This is a genomic window from Streptomyces sp. TLI_171, from assembly GCF_003610255.1.
In the GTDB taxonomy this organism is placed as follows: Bacteria; Actinomycetota; Actinomycetes; order Streptomycetales; family Streptomycetaceae; genus Kitasatospora.
This window is the reverse complement of record NZ_RAPS01000001.1, coordinates 5,581,027-5,605,399: the sequence shown is the minus strand read 5'-3', so window position 1 is coordinate 5,605,399 and position 24,373 is coordinate 5,581,027. Positions and strand designations below refer to the sequence as shown.

The window sequence follows — 24,373 nt, the reverse complement described above, 5'->3', positions numbered from 1 at the left end:
GGTACTCAGTTCTCCTGGTTGACGGAGACGAGCACATCGTCCCCTTCGATCTTCACGGGGTAAACGGCGACCGGCCTGGTCGCGGGCAGCCCGGACGGCTTCCCGGTGCGCAGGTCGAAGCTGGAGCCGTGCAGCCAGCACTCGATCATGCAGTCCTCGACCTCGCCCTCGGACAGCGAGACGTTGGCGTGCGAGCAGATGTCGTTGATCGCGAACACGCCCTCGTCGGTCCGGACGATCGCCACCGGGACGCCGTTCAGCTCGACCTTCTTGGGCACGTCCTCCTGCAGGACGCTCAGCGCACACGCACGCAGGTACGTCATGCGACGGCCGCTTCCAGCTCGGCGTCGATCTTCTCCAGCAGCCGGTCCTGGATCTCGGCGACGCCGATCTGCTGGACCAGCTCGGCGAAGAAGCCGCGCACCACCAGGCGGCGGGCCTCGTCGGCCGGGACGCCGCGGGACTGCAGGTAGAACAGCTGCTCGTCGTCGAAGCGGCCGGTCGCGGAGGCGTGGCCGGCGCCGACGATCTCGCCGGTCTCGATCTCCAGGTTCGGCACCGAGTCGACCCGGGCGCCGTCGGTGAGCACCAGGTTGCGGTTGAGCTCGTAGGTGTCGGTGCCCAGCGCGGCCGCGCGGATCAGCACGTCGCCGATCCACACCGCGTGCGCGTCCTGGCCCTGCAGCGCGCCCTTGTAGGCGACGTTGGACCGGCAGTGCGGGGTGTCGTGGTCGATCACCAGGCGGTGCTCCAGGTGCTGCCCGGCGTCGGCGAAGTACAGGCCGAACAGCTCCGCCTCGCCGCCGGGGCCCGCGTAGTTGACCCGCGGGTGCAGGCGCACCACGTCGCCGCCGAAGGTGACCACCACGGACTTGAACGTGGCGTCCCGGCCGACCAGCGCGTTGTGCTGGGCGACGTGCACCGCCTCCCGGTCCCAGTCCTGGACGGAGACGAAGGTGAGCTTGGCGCCGTCGCCGACCAGCAGTTCGACGTTGGCGGCGCGGGTGCCGGTGCCGGTGTGGTTCAGCACCACGACGGCCTCCGCGAACGGCTTGACCTCGACCACCAGGTGGGCGAAGCGGACGCCGCCCTCGCCGTGCACGTCGATCCGGACCGGCTCGGTCAGCACCGTCTCCTTGGGGACGGTCACCACCAGGGCCTGCTCGAAGGCGCTGAACGCCTGCGCGGCCACCCGGTCCACCGGGGTGCCGGCCCTGCCGAGGCGGGCGTCCTCGCGGCCGACCAGCTCGGAGGTGACGCCCTCCGGCAGGCCCAGCTCGATCTTGTCCTCGCCCTTGGCGCTCTCGGCGGCCTTGCCGTCGTGCAGCCCGCCGAGGCGGTGCAGCGGGGTGAACCGCCAGTCCTCCTCGCGGCCGGTCGGCACCGGGAAGTCGTTGACGTCGAAGGACGGCTTGACGGCGACCCGGGCGTCGATGGGCTGCCGGACGGACTCGCGGCCGGTGCCCGGGCCGGCGAGCTGCGCGCCGGCGCCGGCGGTGCCGACCTCGATCGAGCCGGCGGTGGTGGAGCCGGGGGTGTTCTGCTCAGCCATGGCTGTTCGTGTTGCTCTCTTTCGGAAACGGTCGACGGGGACGGGTGCTGACGGCGCGTCAGCCGACCGCGCCCTCCATCTGCAGCTCGATCAGCCGGTTCAGCTCCAGCGCGTATTCCATCGGAAGCTCACGGGCGATCGGCTCGACGAAGCCTCGGACGATCATCGCCATCGCCTCGGTCTCGCTCAGGCCGCGGCTCATCAGGTAGAAGAGCTGGTCCTCGGAGACCTTGGAGACGGTCGCCTCGTGGCCCATCGACACGTCGTCCTCGCGGACGTCCACGTACGGGTAGGTGTCCGAGCGCGAGACGGTGTCCACCAGCAGCGCGTCGCACAGCACGTTCGACTTGGCGCCGTGCGAGCCCTCGCCGATCTCGATCAGGCCGCGGTAGGAGGTGCGGCCGCCGCCGCGCGCCACCGACTTGGAGACGATGTGCGAGGAGGTGTTCGGCGCCATGTGGACCATCTTCGCGCCGGCGTCCTGGTGCTGGCCCTCGCCCGCGAAGGCGATCGACAGGGTCTCGCCCTTGGCGTGCTCGCCCATCAGGTAGACGGCCGGGTACTTCATGGTGACCTTGGAGCCGATGTTGCCGTCGACCCACTCCATGGTCGCGCCCTCGTACGCCACGGCGCGCTTGGTGACCAGGTTGTAGACGTTGTTCGACCAGTTCTGGATGGTCGTGTAGCGGCAGCGGCCGCCCTTCTTGACGATGATCTCGACCACCGCGGAGTGCAGCGAGTCCGAGGAGTAGATCGGCGCGGTGCAGCCCTCGACGTAGTGGACGTAGGCGTCCTCGTCGACGATGATCAGCGTCCGCTCGAACTGGCCCATGTTCTCGGTGTTGATCCGGAAGTAGGCCTGCAGCGGAATGTCCACGTGCACGCCCTTCGGCACGTAGATGAACGATCCGCCGGACCAGACCGCCGTGTTCAGCGAGGCGAACTTGTTGTCACCGACCGGGATGACGGTGCCGAAGTACTCCTTGAAGAGCTCCGGGTGCTCCTTCAGCGCGGTGTCGGTGTCCAGGAAGATGACGCCCTGCTCCTCCAGGTCCTCGCGGATCTGGTGGTAGACGACCTCCGACTCGTACTGGGCGGCGACACCGGCGACCAGGCGCTGCTTCTCCGCCTCCGGGATGCCCAGCTTGTCGTAGGTGGCCTTGATGTCGGCCGGCAGGTCCTCCCAGGACTCCGCCTGCTTCTCGGTGGAGCGCACGAAGTACTTGATGTTGTCGAAGTCGATGCCCGACAGGTCGGAGCCCCAGGTCGGCATGGGCTTCTTGCCGAACAGCTTGAGGCCCTTGAGGCGGAGGTCCAGCATCCACTCGGCCTCGTTCTTCTTCGCCGAGATGTCACGGACGACCGCCTCGCTCAGGCCGCGCTTGGCGGCGGCGCCGGCGTCGTCCGAGTCGGCCCAGCCGTACTCGTACTTGCCCAGGCCCTCGAGCTCGGGGTGTGCGATGTCAGTCATGCGAGGTTCCTCCGCGCGGACGAGCCGTTCTCGGTAAGGGACGTACCGGCAGTCGGCGCGGCACCGGGCGCCCTGGAGGGCGACGGTGCGGCACCGGATGCCGGCACATACGTGGTGCAGACCCCGTCGCCGTGGGCGATGGTGGCCAGCCGTTGCACATGGGTGCCAAGGAGCTGCGAGAAGACCTCGGTCTCCGCCTCGCAGAGCTGCGGGAACTGCTCGGCGATGTGCGCGACCGGGCAGTGGTGCTGGCACAGCTGGGCGCCGGCCGGTGCGGCGGGCGCAGCGGCGGCGGACGGGACGCGCCGCACCGTGGCAGCGTACCCGTCCTCGCTCAAGGCCCGGGCGAGCGCCTCGGCGCGCTGCTCGGCGCCGACCCGCTCGACCGCGTCCTGGTACTTGCGGCCCTGCTTGGCGAGCCGGGCCCGGGCGAAGGCGGCGACCGCCTCCTCGCCCGCCTTGCCGCCGCCGGCGGCCTCCGAGATCCAGCCCAGCGCATCGGCCGCGAGCTGGTCGTAGGCCTGGTAGAAGGCGTCCCGGCCGCCGTCGGTCAGGGCGAACACCTTGGCGGGGCGGCCGCGGCCGCGGCTGCCGTAGACCCGCTGCTCGCGCGCGTCGACCAGCCCGGCGGCGGCCAGGCCGTCCAGGTGGCGGCGGACCGCGGCGGCGGTCAGGCCCAGGCGGCTGGCCAGGTCGGCGGCCGAGGACGGCCCGTGGTCGAGGATCGAGCGGGCGACCCGGTCCCGGGTCGCCCGGTGCCCCTCCGCCAGGGCCTCCGCCCCCGTCGCGGGCACGGCACAGCCGGGAGCGTCGGGCTCCCCGGACTGGGCGGCGTGCTCGCGGATGTTTTTCACAACACGATTGTTGCGTAATTCGGCGCAAGGAAACAAGCGGTGATCCACGCCTCACCGGTGTCGTCCATCACGGAAGGCAAGCCTTACCCGAAAGGCGGTGCGCGCAGCTCCTACACTCGCCGGTATGCATGCAGACCCCGCCGTCGAGGTGACCGGACTGGTCAAGCGGTACGGCGACAAGACCGCCGTGGACGGCCTCGACCTGGTCATCGGGCGCGGCGCCGTCACCGCGGTGCTCGGCCCCAACGGCGCGGGCAAGACCACCACGATCGAGACCTGCGAGGGCTACCGCCGCCCCGACGCGGGCACCGTCCGGGTGCTCGGACTGGACCCGGTCGCGCAGTCCGCCGAGCTCAGGCCGCGGATCGGGGTGATGCTCCAATCGGGGGGCGTGTACGCCAGTGCGCGCGCCCTCGAAATGCTTCGACACACCGCCGCGCTGTACGCGAACCCGCTGCCCGTCGGCCCGCTGGCCGAACGGCTCGGCCTGGACTCCTGCGGCCGCACCCCGTACCGCCGGCTCTCCGGCGGCCAGCAGCAGCGGCTGGCCCTCGCGATGGCCGTGGTCGGCCGCCCCGAACTGGTCTTCCTGGACGAGCCCACCGCCGGCCTCGACCCGCAGGCCCGCCGCGCCACCTGGGACCTGGTCGCCGAACTGCGCGCCGCCGGCGTCACCGTGGTGCTGACCACCCACCAGATGGACGAGGCCGAGCAGCTCGCGGACGAGGTCGCGATCGTCGACCGCGGCCGGGTCGTCGCCCAGGGCTCCCCCGACGGGCTCCGCGGCGCCGAGGCCCGGCTGCGCTTCGACGGCCCCGCCGGACTCGACCTCGCCGCCCTGCGCAAGGTCCTGCCCGACCACGCCGCCGTCACCGAGCCCGCCCCCGGCAGATACCGCGTCGAGGCCGAACTCGACGCCGCCCTGCTGGCCGCCGTCACCGGCTGGTGCGCCGAGGCCGGGGTGATGCCCGACAAGCTCGCGGTCCAGCGCCGCAGCCTCGAAGACGTCTTCCTCGACCTGACCGGACGGGACCTGCGATGACCGCCACCGACCTCACCCCCCGCCCGGGCGCCGCCCCGGTCGGCCGGATGCTGCTCGCGCAGACCGCCCTGGAGACCAGGATGCTGCTGCGCAACGGCGAGCAGCTGCTGCTCACCGTGGTCATCCCGACCGTCCTGCTGGTGCTGTTCTCCGCCGTCGACGTGGTCGACGTGGACGGCCCCGGCAAGCGGGTCGACTTCCTCGCGCCCGGCCTGCTGGCGCTGGCCGTGATGTCCACCGCCTTCACCGGCCAGGCCATCGCCACCGGGTTCGAGCGCCGCTACGGCGTGCTCAAGCGGCTCGGCGCGACCCCGCTGCCGCGCTGGGCGCTGCTGTCCGCGAAGACCGGCTGCGTGCTGGTCACCGAACTGCTCCAGGTGCTGCTGCTCTCCGGCATCGCGCTGGCCCTCGGCTGGTCCCCGCACGGCAACCCGCTGGCGGTGCTGCTCCTGCTGGTGCTCGGCACCGCCGCGTTCTCCGGCCTCGGCCTGCTGATGGCCGGCACCCTGCGCGCGGAGGCCACGCTGGCCGCGGCCAACCTGGTGTTCGTCCTGCTGCTGCTGGCCGGCGGCGTGGTGGTCCCGCTGGCCAAGTTCCCGGACGCGGTGCGCCCCGTGCTGGAGCTGCTGCCGATCTCCGCGCTCTCCGACGGCCTGCGCTCGGTGCTCCAGCTCGGCGGCGGCACGCCCTGGGCCGACCTCGGCGTGCTGGCCGTCTGGTCGGTGCTGGGCCTGGCCGCGGCGGCCCGCTTCTTCCGCTGGGAGTGAATGAGCAGCCCCGGGGCCGCGCCCCGGAGCTGCTGACGGCGCCTCAGGAGGCGCCGCCCGCCTTCTTCCGGCGCGCCGCGTGGACGATGCCGCCGCCGGAGCCCGCGGGGGCGGGACGGCTCGCGGAGGGCGACGGGGTCGCGCCGCCCGGGGCCGGGGCACGGTGTAAGCGCGCCTACGATGGTCCGGTGACCAACCCGTTCTCCCTCCTCGCCGAGCGCTGGCACCCGAGCCCGCAGCACGTCCGCCGGGCGGCCATGGCCGCGCTGGTGATGAGCGTGGTGATCGTGGTCACCGGCGGCGCCGTCCGGCTGACCGACTCGGGCCTCGGCTGCACCACCTGGCCGACCTGCACCGACGGCAGCGTGACGCCGACGCCCGCGATGGGCGTCCACGGCGTCATCGAGTTCACCAACCGGATGCTGACCTACGTGCTGTCCGCCGCGGTCGGCTGGTTCATCCTGGCCGCGCGCTGCTGCGAGCCGTGGCGGCGGTCGCTGACCAGGCTCGGCTGGGCCCAGTTCTGGCTGGTGATGTCGAACGCGGTGATCGGCGGCATCACGGTGCTGACCCACCTCAACCCGTACGTGGTGAGCCTGCACATGGTGGCCGCGCTGGGTCTGGTGTGGACGGCGCTGCTGGGCTGGGAGCGCGCCAAGGAGGGCGACGGCGAGCCCCGCCTGCTGGTCGCCCCGGCCATCCATCGCTTCGCGCAGGTGCTGGTGGCCTCGATCGGCGCGCTCGCCCTGGTCGGCACGCTGGTCACCGGCGCGGGCCACCACCCGGGCTCGGCGGGCACCCCCCGGGTCTCGCTGGACTACGACCGGCTCGCCCAGGCGCACGCCGACCTGGTGTTCCTCGCGGTGGGCCTGACGCTGGCCGCGCTGCTGGTGTTCGCCGCCGTGAAGGCCCCGCCGGCCGCGCGGGCCCGGGTCCGCGAGCTGTTCGGGCTGCTGCTGCTGCAGGGAGTGCTGGGTTTCGTGCAGTACTTCACGGACGCGCCGGAGATCATGGTGGGCCTGCACATGCTGGGCGCCGCGGTGATCTGGGCCGCCGCCCTGCGCATCCCGCTGGCGCTGCGGACCCGCGCCGGCATCCCGGCGCAGGCGGCCGCGCCGTCCGCCGAACTGGTGGCCTGACGCACCCGGCACGCGCCGATGGCCCGCCGTTCGGAACGGCGGGCCATCGGCGCGGGCGGCTGCTGACGGGCGGTCAGATCTGGATGCCGGCCATCCGCTTCCACTCGTACGGGCCGGTCTTCACCTTCAGGCCCAGCTCGCCCTCGAAGTCCTCGTGCAGGGTGAGCCCGGCGATCTCGGCGGCCCGGCGGCCGATCGCGTAGGTCGGGGCGACCTGGTCGCCCCAGGTGCCGTCGGCGCCGACCACGACGATCCGGGTGGCGGTGCGGCCGACGTACTCCACGACGCCGTCGGCGCTGCCGCCGTGCTGCGCGGCGAAGCTGCTCAGGTGCTTGGCAATGCGCTTGGCGCGGCGCTCGACGCGGGCGTCCGGCGCGGCGGGGGTGGCGGTCTCTGCGCTCATGCCCGCATGCTACCGAGCGGTAGCCGCGCTGGCGACGGCGGCGGCCTGTGCCGACGGCCACACGGGGGCCGCGGCCAGCTCACCGGCGCCCGCGTAGGCCCGGGCGAACTCGGTGGCCTCCGGGCCGGGGCGGGCGATCCGGTGGATCCGCTGCAGCCGCAGCCGCAGGGCGAACTCGCGCTGCTCGGCCGGGAGTCCGGCGGGCAGGTGGAGCAGGTCGAGCAGCCGGTCGGAGAACTCCTGGGTCTGCCAGGCGGCGTCCAGGCGGCGCTGCTGGTAGCCGTCCAGGCGGGCGCTCCCGCCGCCCAGCAGCTCGGCGATCAGCCCGCCGGCCAGGTCGGCGGCGTCGGCGACGGCCGAGTTGAGGCCCTTGGCGCCGGACGGGGTGACGGTGTGCGCGGCGTCCCCGGCGAGCAGCAGCCTGCCCTCGCGCATCCGGTGGGCGACCCGGCCGCGCATCCGCAGCATGCCGGTCTCCAGCAGGCCGCCGAGCGCCGGGTCGGAGCCTTCGAGCTCCAGCCGGTGGGCGAGTTCGGCGCGGATCCGCCGCTCGTCCCACGCGGCGAGCTCCTCGCCGGCGGGCACCTCCAGGTAGAAGCGGCCGACGTCGGCGGTGCGCGGCATCATTCCGGCGAAGCCGTCGGCGTGCACCGCGTAGCGGATCTTGTCGACCGGCCGGGAGATCCGGGCGAGCACGGTCAGCCAGTCGTAGGGGTAGCGGCGGGTCGGCCCGTCGGCGCGGTCGGCGAAGGCCGCGGCGACCACACTGTGCGCGCCGTCGCAGCCGACCGCGTACTCGGCGCGCAGCTCGCCGCCCGCGGTGTGCAGCACGGGTCGGTTCGCGTCGTCGAGGGTGACGGCCTCGACGGGCGACTCGAAGGCGATCGCGCCGCCGTCCCGCTCGTACGCGGCGATCAGGTCGCGGACCAGCAGCTGCTGCGGGTACACCCAGTGCCGGATGCCGCCGGACAGCGCGCCGTAGTCGACCAGGACCTTCTCGCCCAGGCAGGCGATCTCGCACCGGCCGTGCCGTTCGCCCTCGGCGGTCAGCCGGTCGGCGAGGCCCAGGGTGCGCAGGTACTCGACCACCCGGTGCTCCAGCACCCCGGCCCGGGCGGCGTTCTCCAGCGCGGGCCGGGAGAGGCGCTCGTGGACGGTCACCGCGACCCCGGCGCGGCGCAGCACGTGGGCGAGGACGAGTCCGGCCGGTCCGGCGCCGACGACGGCGACGGTGGTGGAGCGGGGGGTCATCGGCAGCCTCCGGCGGCGAGCAGTCCGGCGCCGAGCGCGGCGGGCACCACGGCGGGGTTGAAGGTCTCGGTGACGGCGGCCAGCGGCTGCTGCCCGTGCCACATCAGGTAGGTCTTGTAGGCCGCGGGCGCGCCGTCCCAGTCCCGCACGCCGGCGTCCAGCACGGTGCGCCGGTAGGCGGTGCCGGAGGCGTGCAGGGCGGCGCCGATGGGCGCGGCGGTGTCGGTGAGGCAGTGCTCGGCGGCGGCGGACAGCGCGGGCCGGGCCACCACCACGTTGCGGGACAGTTCGGAGCCGTCGCCGCCGGCCAGCACCGAGCGGCGGACGATCAGGTCCTCGTCGGACTCGGCGCGCAGCAGCGCGGCGGCCCCGGCGGGCGCGTCGGTCGCGGGCAGCCGGCGGTGGTCGGCCCGGCCGATCCGGGCGGGCGCCCCGGTCCAGGCCTCCAGCAGGGTGGTGGTGAGGCCGTCGGCGCTGAGCAGCATCCGGGTGGGAGCGGCGGCGAAGCGGCCGATCCGGACGGCCGTCTCGGCCGGTTTCCGGGCGGTGAAGGCGTGTGCGGACACGTCGATGGACTGCAGCGGCATCGGTCCCCCCGAAGGATGTCGTCGGCGTTCGTTCGCCGGGCGACCCTACTCGAGAACTGTTTCCGCTGACGAAACGTCACCCCTTGGGCGGGCAAAGCCGTCCGGCCCCGCGGCGCGGGGCGTGAATACTGTCCTGGTGAACGATTTCCGTGGCTGGCCGGCCGAGGCGCTGGAGTTCTACGAGCAGCTGGAGGCCGACAACTCCAGGACCTTCTGGACGGCGCACCGCGCCGAGTACGAGGAACTGGTGCGGGCCCCGATGGAGGCGCTGCTGGCCCGGCTGGAGCCGGAGTTCGGCCCGGGGAAGATCTTCCGCCCGAACCGGGACGTGCGGTTCTCCGCCGACAAGTCCCCGTACAAGACCCACGTCGGCGGCTACCTGGAGTCCGGCGGCTACGTGCAGCTGTCCGCCGACGGGCTGGCCTGCGGCCTGGGCTACTACCACCTGGCCGCCGACCAGTTGGGCCGCTACCGCACCGCGGTCGCCGAGGACGTGCCGGGCGCCGAGCTGGAGCGGGTGGTGGCGGCGGTGCGGAAGGCCGGACCGCAGGTGGTGGGGCGGGACAGCCTGAAGACCGCGCCGCGCGGCTACCCGAAGGACCACCCGCGGATCGAACTGCTGCGCCACAAGGGCCTGATCGCCTGGCAGGAGTGGGAGCCCGCGGCCTGGCTCGGCACCGCGAAGGCGTACGGCCGGATCACCGGCTTCCTGCACGCGGCGGCCCCGCTGCACGCCTGGCTGGAGAACCACGTCGGCCCCAGCGAGCTTCCGCCACGCTGAGGCCGAGAGAGGGGAACGGAGGGGGCGTCAGCCCACGAACGGGTCGATCGCGACGACCAGGAACAGCAGCGTCAGGTACGTGATCGACCAGTGGAACAGCCGCATCTCCTTGAGCTTGGCGCCCACGATGCCGGCCTTGGCGCGCGCCTGCAGCGCGTACGCCTCCTTCATCCACAGCGCGCCGAGCACCGCGGCGACGCTCGGGTACAGCCAACTGGTGTGCGCGGCCGGCCAGAGCAGCAGCGAGGTCGCGACCATCACCCAGGAGTAGACGACGACCTGCTTGGCCACGCCGATGTTGCCGCGGATCACCGGCAGCATCGGCACGCCCGCCTTGGCGTAGTCCTCGCGGACCTTCATCATCAGCACCCAGGTGTGCGGCGGCGTCCAGAAGAACACCACCAGGAACAGCACCACGGCCGCCCAGGACACCGAGTCGGTGACCGAGGACCAGCCGACCAGCACCGGCATGCAGCCGGCGATCCCGCCCCAGACGACGTTCTGCGAGGTGCGGCGCTTCAGGCCCAGCGTGTAGACGAAGACGTAGAACAGCAGGGCGCCCAGCGCCAGCGCCGAGGACAGCCAGTTGACCAGCAGGCCCAGCCAGAGCGTGGAGACCACGGCCAGCGTAATCCCGAAGACCAGCGCTTCCTGCGGGGAGACCATGCCCGTGACGATCGGGCGCCGTTCGGTGCGCGACATCACCGCGTCGATGTCGCGGTCGATGTACATGTTGAGCGCGTTGGCGCCGCCCGCCGAGAGGTAGCCGCCGACCACGACCGCGAGCACCCGCCAGAGGTTCGGCACGCCGTCCTGCGCCAGGAACATCACCGGCACCGTGGAGATCAGCAGCAGCTCGATGATGCGGGGTTTGGTGAGGGCGACGAAGGCCCCGACGCGGGCCCCGAACGGCCGGGGCGCGGTCCTCGTCCCTACCACCACCCCTGCGGGGCGGGATTCGACGGCGGTCACGGACACCTCAACAGTCGATGAACTTCCACAGGCGTCCCGGAGACCCGCAGGGTGCCCACCGTCCGCGCTGCGCGTACCACGCAACCATAGACGTTCCATATCTCCCGATCCGCCCCGGGGTCCCCCGGCGAGCCGCCCACCTTCCCGTCTTGCCCATCGGACGGGCAAACCCTCCCCGGACGGGTGAAGGTAGGACAGAGGAGTTGACGATCCGGCCAGGAATGCGACGCCGCACCCTCACGTTGCCCCGGCACAGAGGGTGAGGTGCGCCGCAAACGGTAGGCTCGCACAGAGAAGCGGGATCAACCCTCCGTGATCGGCACCAGCCACAGCGGCGTGGCCGACCGGTCCCCTTTCACGGGGTCACACTTCACAAAATCCGGAAGGAGCCCTGAGTCAGGGTGAGCACGACGCCGAACGTTTTTGAGTGGAGCGAGTTGGACCAGCGGGCCGTCGACACGGCCCGGGTACTGGCGATGGACGCCGTGCAGAAGGTGGGGAACGGGCACCCCGGCACTGCCATGTCGCTCGCCCCCGCGGCGTATCTGATCTTCCAGCGCTTCCTGCGCCACGACCCGACCGACCCGACCTGGGTGGGCCGCGACCGCTTCGTGCTCTCCCCCGGGCACACCTCTCTCACGCTGTACACCCAGCTGTTCCTGTCCGGCTACGGCCTGTCGCTGGACGACCTGAAGGCCTTCCGGGTGGCCGGCAGCCGCACCCCGGGCCACCCCGAGCACGGCCACACCGCGGGCGTCGAGACCACCACCGGCCCGCTCGGCCAGGGTGTCGGCAACGCGGTCGGCATGGCGATGGCGGCCCGCTACGAGCGCGGCCTGTTCGACCCGGACGCGCCGGCCGGCACCTCGCCGTTCGACCACACCGTCTGGGCCATCGTCTCCGACGGCGACCTGCAGGAGGGCATCTCCGCGGAGGCGTCCTCGCTGGCCGGCCACCAGAAGCTGGGCAACCTGGTCGCGCTGTACGACGACAACCACATCTCGATCGAGGGCGACACCGCCACCGCGTTCTCCGAGGACGTGCTGGCCCGCTACGAGGCCTACGGCTGGCACGTCCAGCGGGTCGCCCCGAAGGCCGACGGCGACATCGACGTGGCGGCGCTCGCCGCCGCGCTGGAGGCGGCCAGGGCCGAGACCTCCAAGCCGTCGATCATCGCGATGCGCACCATCATCGCCTGGCCCGCGCCGAACGCCCAGGACACCGCCAAGGCGCACGGCTCGGCCCTCGGCGACGCCGAGATCGCCGCCACCAAGAAGGTGCTGGGCTTCGACCCGCAGAAGACCTTCGAGGTCACCGACCAGGTCGTCGCGCACACCCGCGAGGTCGTGCAGCGCGGCCAGGCCGCCCGCGCCGCGTGGGACGAGCAGCTGCGCGACTGGCGGGCCGCCAACCCGCAGCGCGCCGCCGAGTTCGACCGGATCCAGATCGGCGAGCTGCCCGACGGCTGGGAGAAGGCCGTCCCGACCTTCCCGGCCGGCAAGGACGTCGCCACCCGCAAGGCCTCCGGCGACACCCTGAAGGCCGTCGGCAAGCTGGTCCCGGAACTCTGGGGCGGCTCCGCCGACCTCGCCGAGTCCAACCTGACCACGATCGACGAGGAGTCCTCCTTCCTCCCGGAGGGCAACCCGCTCAAGAGCGCCTCGCCGTTCGGCCGCACCATCCACTACGGCATCCGCGAGCACGCCATGGGCTCCGTGATGAACGGCATCGCGCTGCACGGCCGCACCCGCATCTACGGCGGCACCTTCCTGGTGTTCTCCGACTACATGCGCCCCGCGGTCCGGCTCGCCGCGCTGATGAAGCTGCCGGTGGTCTACGTCTGGACGCACGACTCGATCGGCCTCGGCGAGGACGGCCCGACCCACCAGCCGATCGAGCACCTGGCCGCGCTGCGCGCCATCCCCGGCCTCTCGGTGGTCCGCCCGGCGGACGCCAACGAGACCGCCGTGGTGTGGCGGACCGTGCTGGAGCGGCAGACCAGCCACCCCGGCCCGGTCGGCCTGGCGCTGACCCGCCAGGGCGTGCCGACCTTCGACCGCGAGGTGTTCGGCTCCGCCGAGGGCGCGGCCAAGGGCGGCTACGTGCTGGCCGAGGCCGAGGGCGGCGAGCCGAAGGTGATCCTGCTGGGCACCGGCTCCGAGGTGCAGCTGGCCGTCCAGGCCCGCGAGGCGCTGCAGGCCGAGGGCGTCCCGACCCGGGTGGTCTCGCTGCCGTGCGTGGAGTGGTTCCACGAGCAGGACCAGGCGTACCAGGACAGCGTCCTGCCGCCGAACGTCCGGGCCCGGGTGTCGGTCGAGGCGGGCATCGCCCTCGGCTGGCGCGAGCTGGTCGGCGACGCCGGTCGGATCATCAGCCTGGACCACTTCGGGGCCTCCGCCGACTACCAGGTGCTGTACCAGGAGTTCGGCATCACCGCCGACGCGGTGGCCAACGCCGCCCGCGCCTCGCTGCGCACGGTCGAGGCCGTCTCCCGCTGACGCGCTGATCCGCCCGGTCCGGGGTATCCGCACTGCCTCGGACCGGGCCCCGCACTCCACCTGACGTACGAAAAGAAGAAGAGGGACTGAGCACCATGACCGACGCATTGAACCGCCTCAGCGAAGAAGGCGTGGCGATCTGGCTCGACGACCTGAGCCGGGAGCGCCTGAACTCCGGCAACCTGGCCGAGCTGGTGCAGGAGAAGCACGTCGTCGGCGTCACCACCAACCCGACCATCTTCCAGAAGGCCATCGGCAGCGGCAGCGCCGCCTACGACAGCCAGCTGACCGACCTCGCGGTCCGCAAGGTCACCACGGACGAGGCTGTCCGCATGATCACCACCTCGGACGTGCGCGACGCCGCCGACGTGCTGCGCCCGGTGTACGACGCGTCCAACGGCCGCGACGGCCGGGTCTCCATCGAGGTCGACCCGCGCCTGGCGCACGAGACCGCGGCGACCGTCGCCGAGGCCAAGCAGCTGTGGTGGCTGGTCGACCGCCCGAACGTGCTGATCAAGGTCCCCGCCACCAAGGCCGGCCTGCCCGCGATCGCCGCGGTGCTCGGCAGGGGCATCAGCGTCAACGTCACGCTGATCTTCTCGCTGGAGCGCTACAAGGCCGTCATCGACGCCCACCTGAGCGGTCTGGAGGCCGCCAAGGCCGCCGGCCTGGACCTGTCGCAGATCGAGTCGGTCGCCTCGTTCTTCGTCTCCCGGGTGGACACCGAGATCGACAAGCGCCTGGACGCGGTCGGCACCGCCGACGCCAAGGAGCTGCGCTCCAAGGCCGCCGTCGCCAACGCCCGCCTCGCCTACCAGGCGTACGAGGAGGTCTACGGCTCGGTGGACGGCGCCAAGCCCGCCTCGGCGCGCTGGGCGGCCCTGGAGGCGGCCGGCGCCAAGCCGCAGCGTCCGCTGTGGGCGTCCACCGGCGTCAAGGACCCGAACCTGCCGGACACCCTGTACGTGACCGAGCTGGTCGCCCCGGGCACCGTCAACACCATGCCCGAGGCCACCCTGGACGCCACCGACGACCACGGCTCCGTCACCGGCGACACCATCACCCCGAACTACGCGGACGCCAAGGCCGTGCTCGACGCGGTCGCCGCCGCGGGCGTGGACTACGACGACGTGGTCCAGGTGCTGGAGGACGAGGGCGTGAGCAAGTTCGAGGCCTCCTGGAACGAGCTGCTGGACACCGTCACCGCGGCGCTCGAAGCGCACGGCAAGAACTGACTCCTGCTCACGATCTGACGCACGGAAAGCGGAGCACACCAGTGAGCAACACCCAGCCGTACCCGGATGTGGTGGGTTCGGAGCTGTCCGAGGGCGACACCCCCGAGCAGCCCGTCAACCCGCTGCGCGACCCCGCCGACCGGCGGCTGCCGAGGATCGCCGGCCCGTCCGGGCTGGTGATCTTCGGCGTCACCGGCGACCTGTCGCGCAAGAAGCTGATGCCGGCCGTCTACGACCTCGCCAACCGCGGCCTGCTGCCGCCGGGCTTCTCGCTGGTGGGCTTCGCCCGCCGCGAGTGGGAGGACGAGGACTTCGCCAACGAGGTCCACGACGCCGTCAAGGAGCACGCGCGGACGCCGTTCCGCGAGGAGGTCTGGCAGCAGCTCGCCAAGGGCATGCGCTTCGTCCAGGGCGACTTCGGCGACGACGAGGCGTTCGACACCCTGCGCCGCACCATCGAGGAACTCGACCAGGCGCAGGGCACCAGCGGCAACTTCGCGTTCTACCTGTCGGTGCCGCCGAAGTTCTTCCCCACCGTGGTCCAGCAGCTCAAGAAGCACGGTCTGACCGACCCGGCGCCGGGATCCTGGCGCCGGGCGGTGATCGAGAAGCCGTTCGGCCACGACCTGGCCAGCGCGCAGGAGCTGAACCGGATCGTGCACGAGGTCTTCCCCCGTGACGAGGTCTTCCGGATCGACCACTACCTGGGCAAGGAGACGGTCCAGAACATCCTGGCGCTGCGCTTCGCCAACCAGATGTTCGAGCCGATCTGGAACCGGTCGTACGTCGACCACGTGCAGATCACCATGGCCGAGGACATCGGCATCGGCGGCCGGGCCGGCTACTACGACGGCATCGGCTCCGCCCGTGACGTCATCCAGAACCACCTGCTGCAGCTGATGGCGCTGACCGCGATCGAGGAGCCGGCGTCCTTCCACCCGAAGGCGCTGGTGGCCGAGAAGCTGAAGGTGCTCAGCGCCGTCAAGCTGCCCGCCGACCTGGGCGCGCACACCGTGCGCGGCCAGTACGCGGCGGGCTGGCAGGGCGGCGAGGAGGTGCTCGGCTACCTGGACGAGGACGGCATCAACCCCGAGTCCAGGACCGACACCTACGCCGCCATCAAGCTGGAGATCAACAACCGGCGCTGGGCGGGCGTCCCGTTCTACCTGCGCACCGGCAAGCGGCTGGGCCGGCGGGTCACCGAGATCGCGGTGGTCTTCCAGCGCGCCCCGTACCTGCCGTTCGACTCCTACGCCACCGAGGAGCTCGGCCAGAACGCCCTGGTGATCCGCGTCCAGCCGGACGAGGGCGTCACCGTGCGGTTCGGCTCGAAGGTCCCCGGCACCGCGCTGGAGGTCCGCGACGTCACCATGGACTTCGCCTACGGCGAGTCGTTCACCGAGTCCAGCCCGGAGGCGTACGAGCGCCTCATCCTGGACGTCCTGCTCGGCGACGCGAACCTCTTCCCGCGGCACCAGGAGGTCGAGCTGTCCTGGCAGATCCTCGACCCGATCGAGCAGTACTGGGACGCCAACGGCAAGCCCGCGCAGTACCCGGCCGGCACCTGGGGCCCGGTCGAGGCGGACGAGATGCTCGCACGAGACGGCAGGAGCTGGCGCCGGCCATGAAGATCGACCTGACGAACACCACGTCCAGCAAGATCAACGCTGCCCTGATGGACGCCCGTCGGGCCAGCGGCTCCACCGCGGCCGGCATGGTGCTGACCCTGGTCATCGTGACCGACGAGGGCAGCGCCTACGACGCCCTGAAGGCCGCCAACGACGCCTCCCGCGAGCACCCCTCGCGCACCCTGGCGGTCATCAAGCGGGCCGGCCGCTCGCCCCGCGCCCGGGCCGAGACCCGGCTCGACGCGGAGATCCTGGTCGGCACCGACGCCGGCAGCGGCGAAACGGTCATCCTCCGGATGCACGGCGAGCTCGCCGCGCACGCCCAGTCGGTGGTCCTGCCGCTGCTGCTGCCGGACGCCCCCGTGGTGGTCTGGTGGCCGGACAACGCGCCGCTCAACCCCGCCCAGGACCCGCTCGGCGCGCTCGCCCAGCGGCGCATCACCGACGCGGTCACCGCGGAGTCGCCGGTCGGCCAGCTCGCCCAGCGGGCGGCCGGCTACACCCCCGGCGACACCGACCTGGCGTGGACCCGGATCACCGGCTGGCGCTCGATGCTGGCGGCCGCGCTCGACCAGCGCGACGTCGAGATCACCGGCGCCGTGGTCGAGGGCGAGTCGTACAACCCCAGCGTCGAGCTGCTCGGCCTGTGGCTGCACAACCGGCTGCGGGTGCCGGTCGAGCGGGTGGTGACCGGCGGCCCCGGCATCACCGCCGTCAAGCTGCGCACCAAGGACGGCGACATCACCCTCGACCGTCCCGACGGCCTGCTCGGCACGCTCTGCATGCCCGGTGCGCCCGACCGCATGGTCGCGCTCAAGCGCCGTGACACCGCCGAGCTGATCGCCGAGGAACTGCGCCGCCTGGACCCGGACGACATCTACGCCACCGCCGTCCGGACCCCGGTCGACCGGCTGCGCGAGCGGATCGCCGGCGTCGAGCACGCGGGCCCCGGCGGCACCGTCGAGGCGCACACCGCGCCGGAACCGGCGGAGCGCACCGAGGCCGGCGGCACGGTGGTGGAGGCCGCCGTGAGCGCCAACCCGACCCGGGTCACCGCCAAGCTGCCGAAGAAGGCGGCGCCGGCCAAGGCGACCGCCAAGAAGGCCGCTCCCCGCAAGCGGAGCGGCCAGTGACGGCCCGCCAGGTCCTGGTCCACCGGGACGCCGCGGTGCTCGCCCAGGCCGCGGCGGCCCGGCTGATCACCGCCCTGGTCGACGCCCAGGCCGCCCGTGGCACCGCCCACGCGGTGCTCACCGGCGGTCGGAACGGCAACGCCCTGCTGGCCGCGCTCGCCGCCCACCCGGCGCGCGACGCGGTCGACTGGGCGCGGGTCGACCTGTGGTGGGGCGACGAGCGCTACCTGCCGGCCGGCGACCCGGAGCGCAACGCCGTCCAGGCGGCCGCGTTCCTGGACGCCGTCCGGCCGCTCGGCGCCCGCGTCCACGAGCTGCCCGCCGCCGACGGGACGGCCCCGGAGGCCGCCGCCGAGCGGTACGCCGCCGAACTGGCCGCGGCCGCCGCACCCGGCGAGCAGGTGCCGGTGTTCGACGTGCTGATGCTCGGCGTCGGACCGGACGCCCACGTCGCCTCGCTGTTCCCCGGACACCCCGGGGTGCGCGAGCGCGAGGGCGCCGTGATCGCGGTGCACGACTCGCCGAAGCCCCCGCCGACCCGCCTCTCGCTCACCCTGCCCGCGCTGAACGGCGCCCGGCAGGCGTGGCTGCTGGCGGCCGGCGCGGACAAGGCCGAGGCGGTCGCCCTGGCGCTCACCGACCCGGGTGCGGACACCGCCCCGGCGAGCGCCGTCAGCGGCACCGAGCGGACGCTGTGGCTGGTCGACGAGGCCGCGGCGGGCAAGCTCGCCTGACACCTCGTCACCACGACGAGAAAGCCGCCCACCCGGGGAACTCCCCGAGTGGGCGGCTTTCGCGTGGTGCGCCGTCTCAGATCTCGCCGCGCAGCTTCGCCAGCGCCTCGGCGAGGATCGCCTCGCCGTCGGCGTCGGTGCGCCGCTCGCGGACGTACGCCAGGTGCGTCTTGTAGGGCTCGTTGCGGGCCGGGGCGGGCGGGTTGTGCTCGTCCTGGCCGGCCGGGAAGCCGCAGCGGGGGCAGTCCCAGGTGTCCGGGATGGCGGCCTCCGCCGCGAAACTGGGGCGCGTCTCATGCTTGTTGGCGCACCAGAAGGAGATCCGGTTGCGCGGGGCGGACTCGCCGCGCTCCGCCTCGCCCATCGGGCCGGCGCCGACTCTGCTGCCTCGGATCGCGTTGCCACTTGCCACGGTCTGACTCCCTGCGTGCTGGTGCCGTCCGGCCGCGGCTGGGCGGACGGTGGCGAAGTCGTCCTAGTGTAAGCGGGAGTTAAGCCTGCGCCACCACCGCCCGCCGACTTCGGGTCAGTTGTTCTTGAGCAGCAGCCCGAGCACCACGATGCACGCGAACCAGGCGAGACCGAGGATCACCGTGATGCGGTCGAGGTTGCGCTCGGCCACCGCGGAGCCGCCACCGGTCGAGGCCGCGCCGCCGCCGAACATGTCGGACAGGCCGCCGCCCTTGCCCTTGTGGAGCAGCACCATGAGGATCATCAGCACACTGAAGATGATCAGAGCAATCTCGAACCCGAGAACCACGACGGGACCAACTCTCTCGAATCTGCGGCGAAGGGGCCGGGCCCGCGTCACGCGGTCCGGCCCCAAAGCCTACGTTGCTGCGGCGGCGTTAGCCTACTGCCTGGTCACGGTAACGCACGATCTTGACGAACTCCTCGGCGTCCAGCGAGGCGCCGCCGATCAGACCGCCGTCGATGTCGGGCTTGGCCATCAGGCCGGCCGCGGACGAGGACTTCACCGAACCGCCGTACAGCACCCGGACCTTGTCGGCCAGCTCGGCGCCGTACAGCTCGGCGAGCCGGGCCCGGATCGCGCCGCAGACCTCCTGCGCGTCCTCGGGGGTGGCGACCTCGCCGGTGCCGATCGCCCAGACCGGCTCGTACGCGACGACGATGCTCTCGGCGTCGGCGGCGGGGACGCCGTCCAGCGCGCCGTCCAGCTGCGCCAGGGTGTACGCGACGTGGGTGCCGGCCTTGCGGATGTCCAGCGGCTCGCCGATGCACAGGATCGGCGTGATCCCGTTGCGGTAGGCGGCCTTCACCTTGGCGTTGACGATCGGCTCGTCCTCGCCGTGGTACTGGCGGCGCTCGGAGTGGCCGATCACCGCGTAGGCGACCTTCAGCTTCGCCAGCATCGGGCCGGACACCTCGCCGGTGTAGGCCCCGCCGTCGTGCTGGGAGATGTCCTGCGAGCCGTACTTGATCTTCAGCTTGTCGCCGTCGACCAGGGTCTGCACCGACCGCAGGTCGGTGAACGGCACCAGGACGGCGACCTCGACGGCCGCGAAGTCCTTGTCGGCCAGCGAGAACGCCAGCTTCTGGGTGTGCTGGATGGCCTCGAGGTGGTCGAGGTTCATCTTCCAGTTGCCCGCCATCAGCGGGAGACGCTCAGTCATGTCTCTCTCAGTCCTCCAGGGCGGCGAGACCGGGAAGGGTCTTGCCCTCCAGGTACTCGAGGCTCGCGCCACCGCCGGTCGAGATGTGTCCGAACTTCGCCTCGTCGAACCCCAGGGTGCGCACCGCCGCCGCCGAGTCGCCGCCGCCGACCACCGTGAACGCGTCCGAGTCGAGCAGCGCCTGGGCGACCGCCCGGGTGCCGTCGGCGAACGCCGGGTGCTCGAAGACGCCCATCGGGCCGTTCCAGAACACGGTCTTCGCGTCGGCGATCTTCTCCGCGAACAGCTGGGCGGTCTTCGGGCCGATGTCCAGGCCGAGCGCGCCGTCCGGGATGGCGTCCACGTCGACGACCGCGTAGTCCTCGACCGGGGCGCCGCCCTTGACGTCCGGGAAGCTGCCGGATACCGCGGTGTCCAGCGGGATCACGAACTCCACGCCCTGCTCGGCGCCGCGCTTCAGGTAGTCCTGGACGACCGGGATCTGGTCCTCCTGGAGCAGCGAGGCGCCCACGCCGTGGCCCTGGGCCGCGATGAAGGTGTACATCATGCCGCCGCCGATCAGGATCCGGTCGGCCTTGCCGAGCAGGTTCTCGATCACGCCGACCTTGTCGGAGACCTTCGAGCCGCCGAGCACCACCACGTACGGGCGGGCCACGTCCTCGGTGAGGCGCTTGAGCACGCCCACCTCGGTGGCGATCAGGTCGCCGACCGCGTGCGGCAGCCGCGCCGGCAGGTCGTAGACGGAGGCGTGCTTGCGGTGCACCGCGCCGAAGCCGTCGCCCACGTACAGGTCGGCGAGGGCGGCCAGTCGGTCGGCGAACGCACCGCGCTCGGCGTCGTCCTTGGACGTCTCGCCGGCGTTGAAGCGCAGGTTCTCCAGCAGCGTGACCTCGCCGTCGCCGAGGGCGGCGACGGTGGCCTTCGCGCTCTCCCCGACCGTGTCGGTGGCGAACGCCACCGGGCGGCCCAGGATCTCGCCGAGGCGGACCGCCACCGGCGCGAGGGAGAACTTGGGGTCCGGCTCGCCCTTCGGGCGGCCCAGGTGCGAGGCCACCACGACGCGCGCGCCGCGCTCCACGAGCTTGGCGATGGTCGGCGCGACGGCGCGGATCCGGCCGTCGTCGGTGATGGTGTCACCGGACAGCGGCACGTTGAGGTCGGCGCGGACGAACACCCGCTTGCCGGAGACCTCCAGGTCTTCGATCGTCTTCACGGTCATGCTCCTCAGGGGTGGAACGGTGCGCAGACGGCGACACGGCAGCGGGTCACCGGTGAGAGGTAGGACGGACGAGGGTGGGCGCAGCGGCAGGGCCCGGTCGGCGGTGACAGCCGTCCGGGCCCTGCCCCTTACGTCACGTCAGCTACCGCTGGGGTCAGAGCTGCTCGCCGACCAGGGCGACCAGGTTGACCAGGCGGTTGGAGTAGCCGAACTCGTTGTCGTACCAGCCGAGCACCTTGACCTGGTTGCCCTGGACCATCGTCAGCTGCGAGTCGAAGATGCAGGAGTGCGGGTCGTTGACGATGTCCGAGGAGACGATCGGGTCCTCGGTGTACGCCAGGTAGCCCTTGAGCGGGCCCTCCTGGGCGGCCTTCTGGAACGCGGCGTTGACCTCGTCCTTGGTGACCTCGCGCTCGAGGGTGACCACCAGGTCGGTGATGGAGCCGGTCGGGACCGGGACGCGCAGCGAGGTGCCGTCCAGCTTGCCCTTCAGCTCCGGCAGGACCAGGGAGGTGGCCTTGGCGGCACCGGTCGAGGTCGGGATGATGTTCTGCGAGGCGGCGCGGGCGCGACGCAGGTCCTTGTGCGGGAAGTCCAGGGTGACCTGGTCGTTGGTGAAGGCGTGCACGGTGGTCATCAGGCCCTTGACGATGCCGAAGTTCTCGTGCAGAACCTTGGCCATCGGCGCCACGCAGTTGGTGGTGCAGGAGGCGTTCGAGATGATGTCGTGCGCAGCCGCGTCGTACTTGTCCTCGTTGACGCCCAGGACGATGGTGATGTCCTCGTCGGTGGCGGGCGCCGAGATGATGACCTTCTTCGCACCGGCGGTGATGTGCTTCTTCGCAGCATCGGCCTTGGTGAAGATGCCGGTGGACTCGACGACGATGTCGGCGCCCAGGGCGGCCCAGGGAAGGTTGGCGGGGTCGCGCTCGGCGGTGACCTTGAAGGTGTGACCGTCGACGGTGATGCTGTCCTCGGTGTGCGAGACCTCGCCGGGGAAGGTACCGAGAGTGGTGTCGTACTTGAGCAGGTGAGCCAGGGTCTTGGTGTCGGTCAGGTCGTTGACACCGACGATCTCGATGTCAGCGCCCTGGGACTTGACCGCACGGAAGAAGTTGCGGCCGATGCGGCCGAACCCGTTGATGCCTACCCGGATCGTCACGAACCGATCTCCTCTTAGGTACGCCGGGCACGGAGCCCGACGGGGGTGAAATTTGGGTTGTCCCCGACCACTGCTGACCCTACCTCCCTCAAGTGTTCCAAAGCACATCGCCTCACCGGTAGGGCGCAATGGCCCAGTTGGCCGGAAAGGGCGCCCGGAACACGCCGCGGCGGTGGCCGCGAGGTGCTCCGGACGCCCTTTCTCGGTACGCCGCGGGAGCTTGACTTCCCGTCAGTTGAGGGCCATCTCCTCGGTGAGGTTGGCCTCGGTGTTCGGCAGGCCGAGTTCGGCGGCCCGCTTGTCCGCCATCGCCAGCAGGCGGCGGATCCGGCCGGCCACCGCGTCCTTGGTCAGCGGCGGGTCGGCGAGCGCGCCGAGCTCCTCCAGCGAGGCCTGCTTGTGCTGCATGCGCAGCGCGCCGGCCGCGGCCAGGTGCTCGGGCACCTCCTCGCCGAGGATCTCCAGCGCGCGCTGCACCCGGGCCCCCGCGGCGACCGCGGCGCGGGCCGAGCGGCGCAGGTTGGCGTCGTCGAAGTTGGCCAGCCGGTTGGCGGTGGCCCGCACCTCGCGCCGCATCCGGCGCTCCTCCCAGGCCAGCACCGACTCGTGCGCGCCGAGCCGGGTGAGCAGCGCGCCGATCGCGTCGCCGTCGCGGATCACCACCCGGTCCACGCCGCGCACCTCGCGGGCCTTCGCCGGGATGCCCAGCCGGCGGGCCGCGCCGACCAGGGCCAGCGCCGCCTCCGAACCGGGGCAGGTGATCTCCAGGGAGGAGGAGCGCCCGGGCTCGGTCAGCGAACCGTGCGCCAGGAACGCGCCGCGCCAGGCCGCCTCCGCGTCGCAGGTCGCGCCGGAGACCACCGCCGGGGGCAGGCCCCGGATCGGCCGTCCGCGTCCGTCCACCAGCCCGGTCTGCCGGGCCAGCAACTCGCCGTCCTTCACCACCCGCACCACGTACCGGCTGCCGCGTCGCAGGCCGCCGGGGGCCATCACCACCAGATCCGAGGAGTGTCCGAAGATCTCCAGGAGGTCCTTGCGCAGCCGCCGTGCCGCAATGCCGGTGTCCAGCTCCGCCTCGATCACGATGCGGCCGCTCACAATGTGCAGTCCGCCCGCAAAACGCAGGATCGCCGAGACCTCCGCCTTGCGGCAGCAGGCACGGGTGACGGGAAGCCGGGAGATCTCGTCTTTCACCGCTGCCGTCATCGCCATGGGCCGATCCTTCCATGAGTCCGGAAAATCCGGTCGTACGCCGCGGCCAAGAGCTCCGGGTCGTGTCGCGGAGTGCCGTCGGAGCGGGCCACCGAACCGAGCACCAGTGCGGCGCCCATCCGCTCGGCGGCCTGTTCCAGGCCGGCCAGGTCGGCGATCCCGAAGGCGCCGCCGGTGACCGCCCGCTCGTCCACCAGGATCGCATCCACGACCAGGTCCGGGGCGTGGTCGGCGATCACCTCCAGGTGGCGCTGCGGCGTGAAACCCTCGGTCTCGCCCGGCTGCGGGGCCAGGTTGAGGGTGAGCAGCCGGCGGGCCCGGGTCTCGGTGAGCGCCTTGGCGAGTTCCGGGACCAGCAGGTGCGGCAGCACGCTGGTGAACCAGGAGCCGGGGCCGAGCACCACCCAGTCCGCCTCCAGCACGGCCTGCACGGCCTCCGGGACGGCCGGCGGCCCGTCCGGCAGCAGCCGGATCGACTGCACGGTGCCCGGGGTGATCGCCACCGACGCCTGGCCGCGCACCGCGGACACCTCGCCGGGGCGGGCCGGGTCGTGGCCGCGCACCTGCGCCTCGATGTCCAGCGGCACCGCGGACATCGGCAGCACCCGGCCCTGCACGTTCAGCAGCCGGCCGACCCAGTTCAGCGCCTCCACCGGGTCGCCGAGCTTCTCCCACAGCGCCACGATCAGCAGGTTGCCGACCGCGTGGCCGCCGAGCTCGCCGGTGCCGGTGAAGCGCTGCTGGAGCACCTCGGACCAGGTGCGGCCCCAGTCGTCGTCGCCGCACAGCGCCGCCAGCGCCTTGCGCAGGTCACCGGGCGGCAGCACGCCGAGTTCGGCGCGCAGCCGCCCGCTGGACCCGCCGTCGTCGGCGACCGTGACCACCGCGGTCAGCTCGTTGGTCAGCCTGCGCAGCGCGGACAGCGAGGCGGACAGGCCCTGCCCGCCGCCCAGCGCGGTGATCTTGGGAGCTCGACGCGGTGCCCGCTCGGCAGGTCTGTTCTGGAGCTGCTGCCGTGCTGGCACGTATCCCACGCCGACCCCATGTTCCTGTCTCGTGCTCGGCCGGGCGGCGGTCCGGGTACTGGGGGTTCCCCGGC

24 protein-coding genes are annotated in these 24,373 nt (G+C 72.3%); 9 read left to right on the top strand and 15 right to left on the bottom strand.

The window, feature by feature from the left end; all coding sequences use genetic code 11:
* Positions 1-5: 5 nt before the first annotated feature.
* From BX266_RS25265 to BX266_RS25250, 4 genes are read right to left on the bottom strand one after another with little or no spacing between them, the layout of a single operon-like run.
* Complete coding sequence (locus BX266_RS25265) at positions 6-323, bottom strand: non-heme iron oxygenase ferredoxin subunit (RefSeq protein ID WP_099903380.1); 318 nt, start codon at positions 321-323, stop codon at positions 6-8.
* A complete protein-coding gene (gene sufD / locus BX266_RS25260) occupies positions 320-1,552 on the bottom strand; it encodes a Fe-S cluster assembly protein SufD (protein ID WP_099903378.1) in 1,233 nt (410 codons plus the stop codon). The genes BX266_RS25265 and sufD overlap by 4 nt, the downstream gene beginning before the upstream one ends.
* Positions 1,553-1,610: 58 nt before the next feature.
* Positions 1,611-3,023 (bottom strand): Fe-S cluster assembly protein SufB, encoded by a 1,413-nt coding sequence (gene sufB, locus BX266_RS25255; RefSeq protein ID WP_099903376.1) that lies wholly within the window; start codon positions 3,021-3,023, stop codon positions 1,611-1,613.
* Positions 3,020-3,877 (bottom strand): metalloregulator ArsR/SmtB family transcription factor, encoded by an 858-nt coding sequence (locus tag BX266_RS25250; protein ID WP_099903374.1) that lies wholly within the window; start codon positions 3,875-3,877, stop codon positions 3,020-3,022. The genes sufB and BX266_RS25250 overlap by 4 nt, the downstream gene beginning before the upstream one ends.
* A gap of 124 nt (positions 3,878-4,001) precedes the next feature.
* On the opposite strand from BX266_RS25250, the gene BX266_RS25245 reads away from it, so the two are divergent.
* The 3 genes from BX266_RS25245 (at position 4,002) to BX266_RS25235 (ending at position 6,825) form a co-directional block, all read left to right on the top strand.
* Complete coding sequence (locus tag BX266_RS25245) at positions 4,002-4,919, top strand: ABC transporter ATP-binding protein (RefSeq protein ID WP_099903372.1); 918 nt, start codon at positions 4,002-4,004, stop codon at positions 4,917-4,919.
* A complete protein-coding gene (locus BX266_RS25240) occupies positions 4,916-5,686 on the top strand; it encodes an ABC transporter permease (RefSeq protein ID WP_099903370.1) in 771 nt (256 codons plus the stop codon). The genes BX266_RS25245 and BX266_RS25240 overlap by 4 nt, the downstream gene beginning before the upstream one ends.
* A gap of 188 nt (positions 5,687-5,874) precedes the next feature.
* Positions 5,875-6,825, top strand: coding sequence for a heme A synthase (locus BX266_RS25235; protein WP_259464842.1), 951 nt, complete (start codon positions 5,875-5,877; stop codon positions 6,823-6,825).
* Positions 6,826-6,898: 73 nt separating this feature from the next.
* On the opposite strand, the gene BX266_RS25230 is transcribed toward BX266_RS25235, so the two are convergent.
* From BX266_RS25230 to BX266_RS25220, 3 genes are read right to left on the bottom strand one after another with little or no spacing between them, the layout of a single operon-like run.
* Positions 6,899-7,228 (bottom strand): hypothetical protein, encoded by a 330-nt coding sequence (locus BX266_RS25230; RefSeq protein WP_099903366.1) that lies wholly within the window; start codon positions 7,226-7,228, stop codon positions 6,899-6,901.
* 9 nt (positions 7,229-7,237) lie between these two features.
* Positions 7,238-8,479, bottom strand: coding sequence for an FAD-dependent monooxygenase (locus BX266_RS25225; protein ID WP_099903364.1), 1,242 nt, complete (start codon positions 8,477-8,479; stop codon positions 7,238-7,240).
* Complete coding sequence (locus BX266_RS25220) at positions 8,476-9,066, bottom strand: chorismate pyruvate-lyase family protein (protein WP_099903362.1); 591 nt, start codon at positions 9,064-9,066, stop codon at positions 8,476-8,478. Before BX266_RS25220 ends, BX266_RS25225 begins: the two co-directional genes overlap by 4 nt.
* A 136-nt stretch (positions 9,067-9,202) precedes the next feature.
* Between BX266_RS25220 and BX266_RS25215 the strand changes: the two genes are divergently transcribed.
* Positions 9,203-9,847: a DUF2461 domain-containing protein gene (locus BX266_RS25215; protein WP_099903360.1), complete on the top strand. Its 645-nt coding sequence runs from the start codon at positions 9,203-9,205 to the stop codon at positions 9,845-9,847.
* A gap of 27 nt (positions 9,848-9,874) precedes the next feature.
* Here the strand turns inward: BX266_RS25215 and BX266_RS25210 are convergent, their stop codons facing one another.
* Positions 9,875-10,819 (bottom strand): heme o synthase, encoded by a 945-nt coding sequence (locus tag BX266_RS25210; protein WP_099908295.1) that lies wholly within the window; start codon positions 10,817-10,819, stop codon positions 9,875-9,877.
* Between the two features lie 401 nt (positions 10,820-11,220).
* Here BX266_RS25210 and tkt point away from each other — a divergent pair, with 401 nt between their 5' ends.
* The 5 genes from tkt to pgl all read left to right on the top strand — a co-directional run bounded on the left by tkt (position 11,221) and on the right by pgl (position 18,047).
* Positions 11,221-13,317 (top strand): transketolase, encoded by a 2,097-nt coding sequence (gene tkt, locus BX266_RS25205; protein ID WP_099903358.1) that lies wholly within the window; start codon positions 11,221-11,223, stop codon positions 13,315-13,317.
* Positions 13,318-13,412: 95 nt separating this feature from the next.
* Positions 13,413-14,552 (top strand): transaldolase, encoded by a 1,140-nt coding sequence (tal, locus tag BX266_RS25200; protein ID WP_099903356.1) that lies wholly within the window; start codon positions 13,413-13,415, stop codon positions 14,550-14,552.
* An 83-nt stretch (positions 14,553-14,635) separates the two neighbouring features.
* On the top strand, positions 14,636-16,180 hold the full coding sequence (zwf, locus tag BX266_RS25195) for a glucose-6-phosphate dehydrogenase (RefSeq protein ID WP_099908294.1): 1,545 nt from the start codon (positions 14,636-14,638) through the stop codon (positions 16,178-16,180).
* Positions 16,177-17,313 carry a glucose-6-phosphate dehydrogenase assembly protein OpcA gene (gene opcA / locus BX266_RS25190; protein WP_099903354.1) on the top strand — a complete coding sequence of 379 codons (1,137 nt, stop codon included), beginning with the start codon at positions 16,177-16,179 and terminating at the stop codon, positions 17,311-17,313. The genes zwf and opcA overlap by 4 nt, the downstream gene beginning before the upstream one ends.
* Positions 17,310-18,047, top strand: a complete 738-nt coding sequence (gene pgl, locus BX266_RS25185) for a 6-phosphogluconolactonase (protein WP_099903352.1) — start codon at positions 17,310-17,312, stop codon at positions 18,045-18,047. The genes opcA and pgl overlap by 4 nt, the downstream gene beginning before the upstream one ends.
* A gap of 76 nt (positions 18,048-18,123) precedes the next feature.
* Here pgl and BX266_RS25180 read toward each other — a convergent pair whose 3' ends face one another.
* From BX266_RS25180 to yvcK, 7 genes are all read right to left on the bottom strand, one after another.
* Positions 18,124-18,411, bottom strand: a complete 288-nt coding sequence (locus BX266_RS25180) for an RNA polymerase-binding protein RbpA (protein ID WP_014138616.1) — start codon at positions 18,409-18,411, stop codon at positions 18,124-18,126.
* A gap of 162 nt (positions 18,412-18,573) precedes the next feature.
* Complete coding sequence (secG, locus tag BX266_RS25175; RefSeq protein WP_099903350.1) at positions 18,574-18,807, bottom strand: preprotein translocase subunit SecG; 234 nt, start codon at positions 18,805-18,807, stop codon at positions 18,574-18,576.
* An 88-nt stretch (positions 18,808-18,895) separates the two neighbouring features.
* Positions 18,896-19,681, bottom strand: a complete 786-nt coding sequence (gene tpiA, locus BX266_RS25170; protein WP_099903348.1) for a triose-phosphate isomerase — start codon at positions 19,679-19,681, stop codon at positions 18,896-18,898.
* Between the two features lie 7 nt (positions 19,682-19,688).
* Positions 19,689-20,894, bottom strand: a complete 1,206-nt coding sequence (locus tag BX266_RS25165) for a phosphoglycerate kinase (protein ID WP_099908293.1) — start codon at positions 20,892-20,894, stop codon at positions 19,689-19,691.
* A gap of 160 nt (positions 20,895-21,054) precedes the next feature.
* Positions 21,055-22,062, bottom strand: a complete 1,008-nt coding sequence (gap, locus tag BX266_RS25160; protein ID WP_099903346.1) for a type I glyceraldehyde-3-phosphate dehydrogenase — start codon at positions 22,060-22,062, stop codon at positions 21,055-21,057.
* Positions 22,063-22,293: 231 nt separating this feature from the next.
* Positions 22,294-23,274, bottom strand: coding sequence for a DNA-binding protein WhiA (whiA, locus tag BX266_RS25155; RefSeq protein ID WP_014138611.1), 981 nt, complete (start codon positions 23,272-23,274; stop codon positions 22,294-22,296).
* A complete protein-coding gene (yvcK, locus tag BX266_RS25150) occupies positions 23,265-24,299 on the bottom strand; it encodes a uridine diphosphate-N-acetylglucosamine-binding protein YvcK (RefSeq protein WP_099908291.1) in 1,035 nt (344 codons plus the stop codon). The genes whiA and yvcK overlap by 10 nt, the downstream gene beginning before the upstream one ends.
* Positions 24,300-24,373: the final 74 nt, after the last annotated feature.

Excerpts from the sequence above, each read along its gene's own strand:
- BX266_RS25265 (WP_099903380.1), bottom strand. The coding sequence starts at position 323 with ATGACGTACCTGCGTGCGTGTGCGCTGAGCGTCCTGCAGGAGGACGTG.
- sufD (WP_099903378.1), bottom strand. The coding sequence starts at position 1,552 with ATGGCTGAGCAGAACACCCCCGGCTCCACCACCGCCGGCTCGATCGAG.
- sufB (WP_099903376.1), bottom strand. The coding sequence starts at position 3,023 with ATGACTGACATCGCACACCCCGAGCTCGAGGGCCTGGGCAAGTACGAG.
- BX266_RS25245 (WP_099903372.1), top strand. The coding sequence starts at position 4,002 with ATGCATGCAGACCCCGCCGTCGAGGTGACCGGACTGGTCAAGCGGTAC.
- BX266_RS25240 (WP_099903370.1), top strand. The coding sequence starts at position 4,916 with ATGACCGCCACCGACCTCACCCCCCGCCCGGGCGCCGCCCCGGTCGGC.
- BX266_RS25230 (WP_099903366.1), bottom strand. The coding sequence starts at position 7,228 with ATGAGCGCAGAGACCGCCACCCCCGCCGCGCCGGACGCCCGCGTCGAG.
- BX266_RS25225 (WP_099903364.1), bottom strand. The coding sequence starts at position 8,479 with ATGACCCCCCGCTCCACCACCGTCGCCGTCGTCGGCGCCGGACCGGCC.
- BX266_RS25220 (WP_099903362.1), bottom strand. The coding sequence starts at position 9,066 with ATGCCGCTGCAGTCCATCGACGTGTCCGCACACGCCTTCACCGCCCGG.
- tal (WP_099903356.1), top strand. The coding sequence starts at position 13,413 with ATGACCGACGCATTGAACCGCCTCAGCGAAGAAGGCGTGGCGATCTGG.
- opcA (WP_099903354.1), top strand. The coding sequence starts at position 16,177 with ATGAAGATCGACCTGACGAACACCACGTCCAGCAAGATCAACGCTGCC.
- BX266_RS25180 (WP_014138616.1), bottom strand. The coding sequence starts at position 18,411 with ATGGGCGAGGCGGAGCGCGGCGAGTCCGCCCCGCGCAACCGGATCTCC.
- tpiA (WP_099903348.1), bottom strand. The coding sequence starts at position 19,681 with ATGACTGAGCGTCTCCCGCTGATGGCGGGCAACTGGAAGATGAACCTC.
- whiA (WP_014138611.1), bottom strand. The coding sequence starts at position 23,274 with ATGGCGATGACGGCAGCGGTGAAAGACGAGATCTCCCGGCTTCCCGTC.